Consider the following 13,402-nt stretch of genomic DNA (forward strand, 5'->3'; position numbering starts at 1 on the left):
ATTTATGCCATATAACGTTTCAAGTCTCTATGGTTTTTTACCTAAAAGCTTAGCATCACATTTATACAGCCGTACCAAGTTAATCACTGCGCCAGCGATTGCCGCTATGATGATATCCAGCGCTGCGGTTGCTGATAGTGCAGATATACCAGCTGCTGACACGAATTTTTACTTCTACCCCCAAGCGACAGGCTTGCTAGACAGCCAGACCAAACAATCAGACGCGCAGATAGAGTGGAGTGTGATGGCAACGGCTCATAGTCCAACACAGCCTATCTCAGAATTTTTAGACGATTGGAGTGCCCCTTTGGACTCGGGTGATCATGCTTATGCCCAAGGTCGGACGTCGCTTGAGATTCGTCCTGCGGGCAGTGCGATTAGCTACGGTCTAGGTTGGCGTTATGATTACTTAATGACGTTTAGCAAAGAGACTGCCGAAGTTTATTGGCAGTATGAAAATAAACAGCCCTCAAGTACCAGTCAAACTTATCCGTTATTTTTAGAAGCCAAGCACAATGAAAGATTCGGTGCTAATATTGGTCTGACGCAGCAGCTCATGCCTAACTGGCAATTGACGACTCGGGCCAATCTCTGGCAAGGACTGCATGCATTAGAAGGTAAGATAGTTGGCGATTTGAGCACCAGAGTGTTACCAAATAATGAGGTGACAGACATACGAGACAGTTTGGATAAAACCAACGCTTACATCGATTATTACTATGATGAACCGGCTTTAGGGGAGGAAAACCTAGACTGGAACCCCGCGAAACCTTCGGGATATGGTTATTCGCTCGATTTGCAGCTCACAGGTCAGTTGTCTGATAGCACGCAATTGTCTCTGCGCGGCTACGATATCCTTGGACGCATGCATTGGAAAGACATGCCAAGCACTCGTTATGCGTTGGATTATGACGTCAACGGCAGACCTCTCTATACGATTGAAGGGCAGCTTAGCACTGACGATGTCACACAGACATTGCCATGGCGAGTTGAAGGTAGCCTTCAACATCAGCTAGACAGTCAATGGCAGCTCGGTCTACATGGTCAAGTGAATGACATTCAAGACTTATATCAATTATCCGCAGGCTACCAAACGTCCAATGATGCTTTTCCCATTACGGTGACGGGCTTGATAGAGCCGCAAACGCAAGCATTGGGTCTCGCTGTAGACAGTCGTTATGCTGGCATCAAATTGCTGACTGACAGTTTCGATTCAGAAAAAGCCAAACGCAGTGAGATTAGCTTGTATGGACGCTATGCTTGGTAGCTTCATTGCATTGCATTAATAAAGCAGATGGCTAAAGCGTCGATGTGCATATAATGCGGTAGACGTTACTAAAATTTGTCATGCGTTTTGTCGCGCTGTTCAGGATAAATGACGATCGGACTATGACCTTCGAAATATAGTCCTGTCGTAGGCAGTGCGTCGTTTGACCAAGCTACCTGCGGCTGTCGTCCATCATAACAGTCGCGCCTAGTAAACCATTCGATATAATGGGCGGCTCGTAATGCCCTTATATCAATCGTCGCAAGATTAGTCATATCATTGCTATCGCACCATTTATGTATAGGAAAGTTTGTCGCTAACCAAGGCGGATAAGTAAAGTTACAGGTATTGATTGGCAAAAAGAATCGCCCTTTAATCACGCCATAACGCTTATCAATTTTAACTTGTCCATGCTTTTCGGTATCTACCCATACGGTACGAAACTGCTTGGTTTGCATATGGGTCATTTTACGCTGTAGATTGTCCTTGGAATTAATCCCAACCCAGTTCTCAGGAGCAAACGGCGCTGATCCCATAAAAAACTTAATGGCTAGCTCCCAATGCTCGACCAGATTTTCTCCATGATTATATAAGATTAAATCTAGCTCACCAGTCGTCTGCTTACCGTTATACAACTGGACGTTACTGGCTAGCGTTTCATACGGATGTAGCTTGCGCGCAAAGCCATCCTCTAGCCAAAATGACAGTAACCCTTCAAAGTGAAAACCCAAGCGATTAGGGCTAGGCCGCTTGAGTAAATAGCGGGTCAGTACCTGATAAGCATTGGTGCTATCTAGCTCTTCCAAACGCTGCTGATACGCTGCAAACTGCTGTTGCCAAAAGTGTGCGCTATGTACCGATACGGTATGTGTATTCTGATGCGGTGCAACATCGAGCCACTCAGTCAAAACGTTAGGGCAGGCAAGCACATACGCCAAATCACGCACATAAGGTCGCTGGTATACGTCCCAAGGTGCGTCATCTATAAGGTAAGTCGAGAGGGGCTGAGCGATAGCCTCAGACATGGGTTGAACCTTCGTAAAGTGATGCATTTACCCTAGCTGCTCGCTTGCCAAAAGTCTATAGTCAATCGTACTATGTTAAGATTGAAAGTATCTGGCAGCGTATGTTTTGCCGACTATTTAATGATAATGAGGATTCAATAATGAAATATCTTTTGCAAATCGACTTTCCTTATAGCGGACCTTTTGGCGATCAATTCTTTGAGTCTATGAAAGAGTTGGCTGAAGACATCGCAAACGAGAGCGGTCTGGTCTACAAGCTATGGACAGAAAACGAAGCAACGCAAGAAGCGGGCGGTATTTATGTGTTTGATAATTTGGACGATGCCAACAGATACTTAGAGAAGCATACTCAAAGACTGGCTTCATTTGGTTTTACTGATATTAAGTCTAAAGTATTTATCATCAATGAAGCGCTGAGTGCAATTACTAAAGCGTCTCTGTAATACTTAATGAAGAGTAATAAATATAAAAAAGCCAGTCATTGGATTCAATGGCTGGTTTTTTTATGTGGGTTTTCAACTTAAAATAGGATGTTCACGGTATAAAAATTAAGCTGAATATCTGGTGCATTTGATAATAGCGGTACTAGGATAACGATCAAAAGTTTCAATATGGCAAACGACCATTTGGTTGGTTTGTTGAATAGCTTTTGGACTGATAATTTTGCGCTGGTTGAGACTTCAGTCTTTTCTAAGTGTGTCATATGTCTAGCTCCATATTAGCCGTAACTTGATTGATACGGCTTATGGTTGCTAGTTTATGAGGTAGAGTTGTTTAGGTCATTGCATTTGCAATTTGTAGCTTGCATTTGCAATCTGGATAATATGAGAGCATTAGTTCTTTCGAGCATCATTTAACAAGCGATTAGCATCTGAAAATATACCGTTTATATTTCTCGATTTTAGACCTTTAATATTCATTGCATCAATATATTCTGCAAGCCCTGCTTGTGTTGGTTGGTTTGTACTTTTACTATTGTCTGTTTTAAAGTGATAAGCATTAGTATCAGGATTAAGCAGTAAATCTTTTAAGACTGATATCAAGTGATAGGCGCTATCTTTGAGGTTTAACTCTTTATCATCGGATGGGCTGTCCTTCTTATCATCAGCTGAATAATAGCCATTTTTTTCAAGCATATTTATAATATCTAAAATATAGAACTTAATATCATTTTCGCTAAAATACGGGTCTATAATTTCATCTTTTGGATTTTCAGTTGATAATAAAATGTGGTCGGTCACATGTAAAGGAGTTCTCCTAAATATATCTCCCTTTGGGTTTGATTCTCGATTTGGTAAAGAGTGGTTAGGTATTATTTGATAATCTACTAGGTTTTGGATAATGAAACGTCTGTGTTCAATTGGATTTTTAGAATTTACGATAGCTTCACCATGTAAAATATAAAAATATCCTTTAACATGATTTGATTGTGCTGAATAATCTATATCTCCTGACCATTCATTCATGTCTTTAAAGTCTTCGGGGTATGGTGAATACAGTTTGTTTGTCCATGTTGCGCCATAACCATCAAAATAGATTATTGGCTGTAGTTCTTTTTTCACCACAAGATCAAACAAGTTGCCCTTATTAAAAAAAGGTACTTTCGTAAACTCTTTAATTAGTTTGACGGTATCTTCAATACCTAAATAATCACTAAGACTTCTCACGCTTACACCTCTACACCTTTAAATCAAAGTAGGTGCAAGGCAGTACCAGCCTAAAGGTTTGTGAACGACTGGCTTTAGTTACTCATCGTGCCTTGCAAGATCTTCATTATTTTTTACTATATCACCCATCATACAATCACCAGCCAAATTTAGCACAAAAAAAGCCAACCATTGAAAACAATGATTGGCTTTTCTCTTTAACTACTATGTTTGGTCGGAACGGCAGGAAGTAAAGTAAAGTCTGTATGCCTTGTAAAATATAGGTTTGATTAATTTATATATTGACGATACCAACAATAATACCAACAATCGTTTTTAATAACGCCCTTTTTTGGCTGTTTGCTGCTTCACTCAATATTATTTTGTAATTATTTCTATTGTTTGCCGTTTCAACATTTTTCAACATAGTAGGGCAGTGCTCGCTTACGATACTTGTCGCAAAATTACCCAGCATCAGCAAAATATGCCCCGTGCGCGTACTGTTCCATAAACTACCACTCACGATGTCCAAAAACCTACCCCTGTGTGAGGGTGTACCACATGGTACGCTCTAACGTGTCCAACAACCCATTTTTAGCCCTTGCTTACGATGTCCGAAAATTACCCTTTTTATGGACTCAAAAAAGTCCTTGCGCGTGTGCGTACTGTTCCCGAAACTGATCCCTTTTTATGGACTCGCAAAACTACTCCTTTATGGACTCCGAAAACCCCTGTAATTTGGTTTTGAATGTTAGGTTTTATAAGGTTTTGGGTTCAGGTTTTATCAGGTTCTAGCATTGATTAATTCGTGTTTGAATAACAGGTTTTGACAGGTTCTAACATTGTGGTTTTCTTGGGGTAGTGAGTGCTGCCAACGTTAACAAATGTTAACAGGCAATGCGGTGCAAATTGATTTTGAATGTTAGGTTTTGTTAGGTTCTACGATGTCCAAAAACCTATGGGAAACCTTAGGGTTTTTGGACTCCATAAAAAGGGCTTGGCAGTGATCGCCTACGTTGTCCGAAAACTCACGTCTTATCAGGTGATAGAACCATAATTGGTTTTATCTGTCATTTGATACGGCTATGGAATAGGATTTTATCTGTGCGCCTTGTACTGTCTGCTCATGCGTCAATTATCTAATGCTGCTAAATGCTCACCTCGTATCATGTGGTATTAAAAGATAGGCTCAAATCTGGGCGTATCTATTTAGGTTTACAGCCCTATTATAATTTAGCCCTAAAACTGCCTTATAGCCCATGATTGGTAAGTGCTTGCGCTTCATTCGTGTTTTAGTGATCCGTAAACACTGGTAAACCTAAATCATGCTTAATACGCGCAAAACTGCTCATATCTCATTTTTGACGGCTCTATCCTGTTTTGGTGGCATCTATAAGCTGTGGGCTAATGGTAGTAAGGTATCACGCTAACAGTTACCCCATTGGGGGCTGGTGATCGGTAAAACGTGGTAAAAGTAAAAACCGTTTCAAACTATACTTTTCTATACTTTTCTATACTGTTTGGCTGTGCCACTGTTACTGTGATTTAGTTTTAAACCTTAGCATTACTTAACATGCTGGCAGTGCTCAAACTGATCTCACGATAAACATCAGGCATAAAAAAAGGCAGACGATAAACGGCTGCCTTTGATTGTTTTTGTCTGCATCTGCTTTTTTGCTTGGGACACTTGGGACAACGGGACAACGCCCGTGGTTACTGGCTTTCAGCTGTCCCAGCTCTTTTTTAGCCTTTGGGACACTTGGGACAGATTAACAAATTGAGCTATTTTGTCCCAGCTGTCCCAGTGGTGTTTTAATGCTTGGGACAGGTTCTAGCCCTTGCGGTGTATGGGTTGTCCCAGTTGTCCCAGCTGTCCCAGTGCTTTTTGTAGTTTCACAACTTAATATCTCACTTTTGACCGCATAAACACGCTGGCGGTTCTTTTTAAATGGTAAAGGCACTCTACACGTTTTACGGTCATTCTCAGTTACATTCAACAATCCAGCTTCATCTAACACTTGTAAGACTTTGCTTTTGTTAAATGGTGCACACACTTCATCAAAGGTGCTGGTAGAGAAATAATATTCCCCTGTATCGTAATTATGATAGCCAGCACGATTATTGATTTTAGGCTCAAAGTCTTGGTATGTGTGAATGTGGCAAGGCTGAAAACGACTTGATCCATGCTGTTCAATAAATGCCTTGATATGATCTATGATTTGGCGCTGCTCATGTTCACCATCACGCCCATAGTTATCAAGCCAATTATCTAAGCAAGTCATCACGGCTTTAGTTGCTTGTCCTGCTTGCCAGCCCGTTATACCTGCCTGTGTTGCTAGCTCTCCAGCTGCGCTCACGATAGCGAACCTTTTAGCCACTCTATGCGCTTGTGCTGTCAGGTCGCTGTACTGGTTCATAAAGCTACTTACAAGCTGCCCTGCGTTGGCGGTGGTCGCTGCTTTATCACTGGTGATATATTCTAGCCATGCAATGCCAGCTGATCCATAGTAAGCGTGTGATAACTCGTTGATCGTATCGGCTTGTGCTTCACTGGTGTCTGCCAGTACCAAACTATCAAAGGTTTTTAACCCTTTGCCGGCATTAGCGTCTATATGTGCGACTCGAACCTCAATACCTGCATTGGTTTTTTGTCCTGCTTGCGCCATAAAGTTTTGTAGCGACTCCTCACCATTAGACAAAAAGATAATGCGCCATGTTTTGGCTATGCGATTGTGTCCCGTGGTGGTGCTGCGCCCTTTACCTTGACCATTCGCCAGCATATAAACGGTCTTACCTACTATTTTTGGGTCACATTCGCTGATTTCATCGAGTGGCAGAAAACTGTCGTTGTGCTCGCTTGCTGTGCCCTCTAGTGCGTTATCAGTGCTGCGCCATGTCTTAACATACCTGTCAGGGTTGCCCCATACACTAGCAGCCAATTTAAGCGATAATGACTTACCCATGCTTGATGATCCTAAGAGGTGAAAACCGCCCCCGTCATATTCTAATAGCTCCAGTAGTTGCCCAGCAAACGCGCAAGCAATAGAGAAAACAAAACGGCTTTGTTCGGCAAGTGGTTTGCATAAGTTATCACGCCACTGGGCAAGCTCTCCTTGCTGGGCTAGGGTGCTGTTAATGCTATTTGCAGACTGATAGACGATAAGCTGCTTACCATCACTGCCTATTGCCCTGTCAGGTAATATATATTGCTTATCGTGCCAGCCCAGCTTATCCACGCATAAAGCCCGTTTGTGGATAGGGTAGTTTTGAATATAGGTGTCTAAGTAATTGCGCTGTTTGGGGTTGGTGGTAATGTTCAAGCCTTGACTAGCCAGCTCACGGCGGTATTCCCTTGCATCACCTTGTAGCAGTGATAACGGCATTGACCATGTATGCAATACGCTGTCATCATCACGCCATTGCAATAACCGCCCCCATGTACCGCTGCTTGTGTCCCGTGTCTTAGCGATAACCTCTATCGGTGAACAAACAAACGCCTTAGACTTGAAAGCAATGTTTGCTGGGTCGTCATCGTTATACTTCACAAAAAACAGCCCATCATGGTATAGCTCAAAACGCCCATCAGCATAAACCATCGGTTCATTCAGCTGTGGATCATCGCGCCATTCAGGATAATAGGCAGTGTCTTGTAAATTGATTAGCTGGGTGTCATCAGCTGCCAGTATCGCTTCATAGCTGTCATCTTGTAGCATGGTGACGATATGAGCCACCGTAACCAATGCTTGCGCCTTTACACCTGCCAATAGGTTTATCAAGCCCTTATCATCAAGTGTCATAGGTACGGTAACCAGTGATCCGCTGCTCCAGTGCTGCACCATCTTTTTAAAGCATTGCTTAGTTTTTTGAGGGCTAATGATGATCGTCTTTTCACTGTCCATCAGGTGGCTGTAAACCTCGATACCATCATTTAAATCATTAAAGGCTATCACCTCACTAGCTTTGTCAGTGTCACCAATGACGATAGCGCCATAACCTGTAGGATCAATGACAATGGGCTTTGCTTTGCTGTTTGGTGTGTAGAATACCGCGCCTACTATATCGCCTTGTTTATCGGTTAAACGTAAGGCTATCGTGCCAGCTGTCGATACTATTTGCGCGTCATCTGTAGTAAGATTGTCCGTAATACTTAGCAAGCTGTCAGGCGGTAATAGCGCGATTAGCTTTGTCAAAGTAGGATCATCTGCCAGCCCTTGCCGTGTGGCTGCATCAAAACTATTTATTACCACTGTAAAGCCTGTGCTAAATGCACGGGCTTTTTCATGGGTGGCGGTTTGTGGTGTGGTGGTCATCTAGTCCCCCTTGCTTGCGACTGGTTCGGCTTACGCTGCTCTCTATACTTCTTGTAGTAGCTTTTGCGCTTGGCGTGTTTACGGCTTTGCTTTGGTGGGTAGGTTTTCATTATTTGCCCTCCTTGCCGTAACCTGTCATTGCTAGGGTGTCGTTGATACGCTCTAATTTTTCATATAGTAGGCTTGCCCATGTGTCGGTGGCATCATGTGCAAGGCGTGCCATTGCTGGGACTGTGTGCGTTTCTATCTTCTCATAGTGTATGAGTGCCAGTAATTGACCAACATCATATAAGGCGGTAGCAGCCCCGTTAATGTCACAAGCAATATCTGATAAATTCTGTGACGACATTAAAATCACTTCGTCATCGTCTGCCTTTGTGGTGTCGATAACTTTACGCTGGTTTGATTGGTTGCCACTGTATAGCGTGGCTATTGCTTGGCGGTTTGCTGGCGTGTCATGGAATAGTGAGGGTAAGACGTAGCAGTCATCATGATAAGCCCTACCATCAGCGCGATATAGGCACTCAACATTGCCAATATTGATGGTTAGGCAGTCTTTTGACTTTTGGACTAGGGTGTAAGTACCATTGCCCACAGACGGGCATAGCACGCTATCACCTGCCTTGAATGTGGCTGGTGTGCTGTTAGTAGTGGTTTGAGTGTTTGAGGTCGTACGGATTGATTTACCCATGATGGATAACTCCTTGCGTTATTTTTTGAGTGAATGCCACGCTATACGGTAAAAGTATAGGGTGACGGGTCTTACTCTCGGTCACGCAAGCAACCGCCCTGCATATTCGCCTTACGGCTATTGTATTTTGCAGCGTCAACCCGTCATAGTCGGTCGGTGAGGTGTTCACCTTAGATATGATGGTTTGCCCCCTTGTGTCGCTTATGTGCGCTTGTGGGGCTATGCTTGATGGTATAGAGACAGCTTGAGAGGCTGCGCTATTATCAGGCACAAAAAAAGCCAATGGATAACGGTATGGCTTACCGCTTGCGTGTTTTCTTGAGAGGTCTATATAGTAACCGCTGCTATCATCGGTTGCAATCGGTTTTGCATTGACTGGCTGGCACGCTACCAATGAGAGTAGCAAGCCAATACCTGCTACCCATGCCATGAATATGATAAAGCTGATTAATAAGCCACGCTTATGTGGCTCATTGCGATTGTGTGCCCCGTGGTGCGTGTTTAGGTTGGCTCTGTTATCTCTGCTCATTTCGTACGTCCTCCACGTTAAAGGCAATCTCTGCTATTTTTACAGATAAGTTTTTTAGAGACTCCACTTGTCGGCTGCCTGTCGGTAGCAAGCTGCCTAACATTGTGGTTTCTAATTCGGCTATTTGTGTCATGGTATTAATTAGGGTCACATTAGCGTGTAAGGTGGTGATAAGCTGATCTATAAAATCATCAGCTATCATCAAAAACCCTTCACCTTTTAGCCTGTCCATTACTTCGCTTATTAGATCGTCATTACTCATGGCTTGTTGCCTCCGCTTGGTACGGTAATGCGTGCTCACAAAACATCTCGCTAACAATACCTGCCAGCTCGCTATTGGTCAGTAGTGCTGCTTTGACTGCCACAAGCACGCCTTGGCTAACATCGTCTTTTGTATTGATAGCATCTAGCGCGGTGGCTAGGTGGTCGGTATTAATATAAATATCTTGTACGCGGTCATTCATAAGACGTAAGTAAAGGCTATCCACAGTTACTAGGCGTTCGGCTGGGGTGTCGATTGATATGCTAGGGTGGTTATTCATTTAGTTCACCTCACTGTTAGATAATTCGCTTTCAAGTAATGTTGCTTCATCAAGCCAGTAGAGGCTAAAACGCTTTTCATTGTGCGTTACCATCTCACTTTGAATAACTAGCCCTGTTAGGCGCAAGTCATGTATGCGCTGGGCTAGGCATGTGATTTGGTAAAGGCGGTATGCGTCCCATGTGCTGATCGTTGCCCCTGTCATCAGGTGCGCCCGTATGGTGTTAATTTGGGTCTTAGGTGCTTGCTCATTGGTCACTGGGGCGGTAGCGGTGGCTGTAGTAGTCATGGCTCTATACCTCGCTAGTGGTTGAGGTGTGAGAATTAAGCCATTCGTGAATGTCTGCATAGCTCCATGCGGTCATAGTGGGGCTTAGCTTCTTGCCAGCTGGAAAACGTCCATCTTTTGACCATTCAAAAAGGGTGGTTTTGCTAAAGGGTAGATAGGGTAGGATATCCTTTGCTCTGCCCATGCCAGTAGTAGGCAGTTGCATAGCTGGACTGTTTGCGGTGGTTGGTTCGGTGTCGTGAGGGGTGTTATCAGTAAAAGGAATTACTGGGGTGTTTTGAGTTGGGTGTGTCATTGTGTGTAGCTCCACTAAATGACGCTACGGTATGTAACGTCCAGTGGTTCTACTTTAGGGGGTAGGGTTATTTGCAGCACCCTAGCTGGGGTGAAGTCACGCCCTAAATGGGGTATGAGTTTATTTTGGGGTGGTGTCTAATCATGGTTATATTATTTCTTTTTTGCATCACTCAAAATAGAATTAGCATCACTAAAGCGAGTTTCTAAAGTGCTTTTACCTTGTCCGTATATTCCTTTATCTGTAATTTCACTAATAATGACTGCTTGGCTTGAAAATGGTTGTTTATGGTCAATTCCTTTAGGCGTGACCATCAATTCTAATAATAAGCCTATGGTAGTCTGATAGCTTTTTTCGGTACGTTCACTCAATTGTTGATAGTCATCAGCTGGCTTGTCTGCCAGTGCTGCATTAGCTTGTGCTAATTGGTTCTCAAGGTCTGATATTCTTTTTTCTGCTACCTGTTGAGTTAAAGCTGTCTTTTTCTTTGTGCTTTCAAAGTTGCGTTTGTAGTAGTCGTAATCTGACTCAAGATTTTTATAATCTACTGATAATTTATCTAACTCATTTTTGCATTTGTCTAGCTGCTCTCTACTACTTTTATATAGCTTCTCTCGGATTTCGTAAAGAGCTTCAGGTGATCCTTTCTTATTGAATAGTTCTTGATATTGGGCTTTGAGCTTCTCGTTATCAGCTCTCAATATATCGTATTCTTTAGGCAAGCCTTGATAAAATGCTAACTCGTCACCCTCGCTTGTGTAGTCTGCATCTGTTATATCGGGTGACTCAGTATTAAATATTATTTGTTCAGGTATCTGCATACCTAAATTAATTAGCTGTTCTACAAATCTCTTTTTGCCAAAACCTAGCTTATAAATTGGACTGCCTGTTCCAATACCTTTATGGTCGATACACTCTTTTAACTCATGAGTAATAGACTCAAAAGTAATATAGGGTTCGCAAGTTGATTGCTCGTAACTACTGCATACATACACGGCTTTGACTGAGTGTGGGGTAATCAGTAGTAAATAAGTCTGCTTTCTTAGAAATGAGCTTGTTACAAGTTCAAAGGCTTCTTGTAGAGTACCTTTGCCATGTTCTGATACAAAAGAAACGCTATCAAAAATTGATATGAACTGTTTATCTTTACGCTGTTTTTGCTGTTCAAAAAAACTCACATTCACACCCTTACACCCTTTAATCAAAATAGGTGCAAGGCAGTGACAGCATAAGGGTGTGTAAATAGCTGTCGTTCGGGTAATTAGTCCTAGCCTTGCATAGTCGTTACAGCATGATATTAACCATGCTTTTGTTTTGGTTGTTTGAAGTCTGCGCGGATCACGTTATCTAGTTTGCCAGCGTATGCGTTATCAATGAAGTTTGCCCAGTCATTCATCATCTTGGTTCTGTATGGTAGGTGTTGCGCCCCGTTGTATGCCTTGCTGATCTTGTTTTCTTTTTCATGTGCCAGCTGTAGCTCTATCGCTTCGTGCATGTATTCCTGTTCGTGTAGGGTAGTGCTGGCAAGTCCTCTAAAGCCGTGCCCCGTCATACGTCCTTTATAGCCCATGCGCCATAGGGCAGTGATAAAAGCATTGGTACTGTATGGCTTACGGGTTGAGGTATTAAAGAAAACGTATTGATCCGAAAAACCTAGCGCCTTGATCTGCTCCAGTAGTGCCATTGTTTGCGGTGCAAGTGGTACTAGGTGTGGTCTATCCATTTTCATTTTGTCGGCTGGTATGCGCCATACCTTAGCTTTGTAGTCTATCTCTGACCATTCCATAAAGCGCAATTCTTGAGTACGCACAAACGTATAGCATAAAAACCATAAGCCCAGCTTCACCAGTAGATCACCATCATAGGCGTTAATGTCTTGAAGTAGTTTAGGTAATTGCTGGCTGGTCACACGGCTGTGGTGCTTCACCTTATGCGGTTTTAGTGCTTCGGTTAGGTCGGTGGCTGGGTTGAGGTTGGTTAAGCCCTCACGTATGGCTTGTTTGAATATCTGCCCCGTTTGACGCATTGCACGCCTTGCCATATCAGCTGCACCTCTCGCTTCGATAGCTTTACCGATAGCCAAAACATCAGGCGCGGTTATATCCTCTATATTCATGTGACCAATGACGGGCTTAATATCGCGCTGGTACTGTGAATAATCACGGCTATAGGTGGTAGGGGCTATGTGTGCTTTGCGGTCATCGTGCCAACGCTGGGCTATGGTATCAAACGCCCTTGATCCGTCATTGTCGGCTTGTGTCTTTTTCTTATCCTCTTTTGGGTTGATACCATCAGCTATGAGTCTTTTGATCTCAATATTGCGCTTGCGTGCATCTTGAAGGCTCATTACTGGGTAAGTGCCAATAGTGAGGGTTTGCTGCTTACCTTGCCAGCGGTAGGCGCTGATCCATGACTTAACGCCCGTATAACGCACCCATAATTGCAGCCCGTTACCGTCACTGTGTTTATCAGGTCGCTTTGTATCAATCGAGGTGGGGCTAGGTGATAGCTTGTTGATACTGGTATGGGTTAGGGGCATGGGTTTATCCTTTGTTGGTATTGTCCATGTTGGTATTGCTCGATACCAACAATAATACCAACATTCTATATGGAACGCCATACACCTATAAGACAGTGAAAACCTGAAAAACGCCCAAAATAAAGGGCATACGGTCTATGACGGTATGCCCTAATATTGTGTTTGGTCGGAACGGCAGGATTTGAACCTGCGACCACTACACCCCCAGTGTAGTGCGCTACCAGACTGCGCTACGCCCCGAATGACTGACTATTTTACGCAAAATTATGC

General features: G+C 43.2%; 14 protein-coding genes and 1 tRNA gene. 2 read left to right on the plus strand and 13 right to left on the minus strand.

The annotated features are described in order from the left end of the window. Positions 1-4 precede the first annotated feature (4 nt). A complete protein-coding gene (locus ACI2JM_RS10695; RefSeq protein WP_404644116.1) occupies positions 5-1,267 on the plus strand; it encodes a hypothetical protein in 1,263 nt (420 codons plus the stop codon). Positions 1,268-1,335: 68 nt separating this feature from the next. On the opposite strand, the gene ACI2JM_RS10700 is transcribed toward ACI2JM_RS10695, so the two are convergent. Next, positions 1,336-2,292, minus strand: coding sequence for a DUF1853 family protein (locus tag ACI2JM_RS10700; RefSeq protein ID WP_404644118.1), 957 nt, complete (start codon positions 2,290-2,292; stop codon positions 1,336-1,338). Positions 2,293-2,432: 140 nt separating this feature from the next. On the opposite strand from ACI2JM_RS10700, the gene ACI2JM_RS10705 reads away from it, so the two are divergent. Next, positions 2,433-2,735, plus strand: coding sequence for a monooxygenase (locus tag ACI2JM_RS10705; protein WP_404644120.1), 303 nt, complete (start codon positions 2,433-2,435; stop codon positions 2,733-2,735). Between the two features lie 390 nt (positions 2,736-3,125). Here the strand turns inward: ACI2JM_RS10705 and ACI2JM_RS10710 are convergent, their stop codons facing one another. From ACI2JM_RS10710 to ACI2JM_RS10765, 12 genes are all read right to left on the minus strand, one after another. Next, positions 3,126-3,959 carry a hypothetical protein gene (locus tag ACI2JM_RS10710; protein ID WP_404644122.1) on the minus strand — a complete coding sequence of 278 codons (834 nt, stop codon included), beginning with the start codon at positions 3,957-3,959 and terminating at the stop codon, positions 3,126-3,128. Positions 3,960-4,233: 274 nt separating this feature from the next. Then, complete coding sequence (locus tag ACI2JM_RS10715; protein ID WP_404644124.1) at positions 4,234-4,461, minus strand: hypothetical protein; 228 nt, start codon at positions 4,459-4,461, stop codon at positions 4,234-4,236. A gap of 1,246 nt (positions 4,462-5,707) precedes the next feature. Then, positions 5,708-8,248 (minus strand): DUF927 domain-containing protein, encoded by a 2,541-nt coding sequence (locus tag ACI2JM_RS10720; protein ID WP_404644126.1) that lies wholly within the window; start codon positions 8,246-8,248, stop codon positions 5,708-5,710. Between the two features lie 109 nt (positions 8,249-8,357). Continuing rightward, a complete protein-coding gene (locus ACI2JM_RS10725; RefSeq protein ID WP_404644128.1) occupies positions 8,358-8,939 on the minus strand; it encodes a hypothetical protein in 582 nt (193 codons plus the stop codon). Continuing rightward, a complete protein-coding gene (locus tag ACI2JM_RS10730; RefSeq protein WP_404644130.1) occupies positions 8,932-9,468 on the minus strand; it encodes a hypothetical protein in 537 nt (178 codons plus the stop codon). The genes ACI2JM_RS10725 and ACI2JM_RS10730 overlap by 8 nt, the downstream gene beginning before the upstream one ends. Then, positions 9,455-9,730: a hypothetical protein gene (locus tag ACI2JM_RS10735; RefSeq protein WP_404644132.1), complete on the minus strand. Its 276-nt coding sequence runs from the start codon at positions 9,728-9,730 to the stop codon at positions 9,455-9,457. The genes ACI2JM_RS10730 and ACI2JM_RS10735 overlap by 14 nt, the downstream gene beginning before the upstream one ends. Continuing rightward, positions 9,723-10,010 (minus strand): hypothetical protein, encoded by a 288-nt coding sequence (locus ACI2JM_RS10740; protein ID WP_404644134.1) that lies wholly within the window; start codon positions 10,008-10,010, stop codon positions 9,723-9,725. The genes ACI2JM_RS10735 and ACI2JM_RS10740 overlap by 8 nt, the downstream gene beginning before the upstream one ends. Continuing rightward, a complete protein-coding gene (locus ACI2JM_RS10745) occupies positions 10,011-10,298 on the minus strand; it encodes a helix-turn-helix domain-containing protein (RefSeq protein ID WP_201537012.1) in 288 nt (95 codons plus the stop codon). It lies immediately after the preceding gene. Positions 10,299-10,302: 4 nt separating this feature from the next. After that, the gene (locus tag ACI2JM_RS10750; RefSeq protein ID WP_404644136.1) at positions 10,303-10,593 is read right to left on the minus strand and encodes a helix-turn-helix transcriptional regulator; all 291 of its coding nucleotides are present in this window, start codon (positions 10,591-10,593) and stop codon (positions 10,303-10,305) included. A gap of 152 nt (positions 10,594-10,745) precedes the next feature. Beyond that, a complete protein-coding gene (locus ACI2JM_RS10755; protein WP_404644138.1) occupies positions 10,746-11,771 on the minus strand; it encodes a hypothetical protein in 1,026 nt (341 codons plus the stop codon). A 119-nt stretch (positions 11,772-11,890) separates the two neighbouring features. Next, positions 11,891-13,132, minus strand: coding sequence for a tyrosine-type recombinase/integrase (locus ACI2JM_RS10760; RefSeq protein WP_404644140.1), 1,242 nt, complete (start codon positions 13,130-13,132; stop codon positions 11,891-11,893). 163 nt (positions 13,133-13,295) lie between these two features. Beyond that, positions 13,296-13,372, minus strand: a tRNA-Pro gene (locus ACI2JM_RS10765). Positions 13,373-13,402: the final 30 nt, after the last annotated feature.

This window comes from Psychrobacter sp. NPDC064578, from assembly GCF_044901245.1.
GTDB classification, from domain to species: Bacteria; Pseudomonadota; Gammaproteobacteria; order Pseudomonadales; family Moraxellaceae; genus Psychrobacter; species Psychrobacter cibarius_C.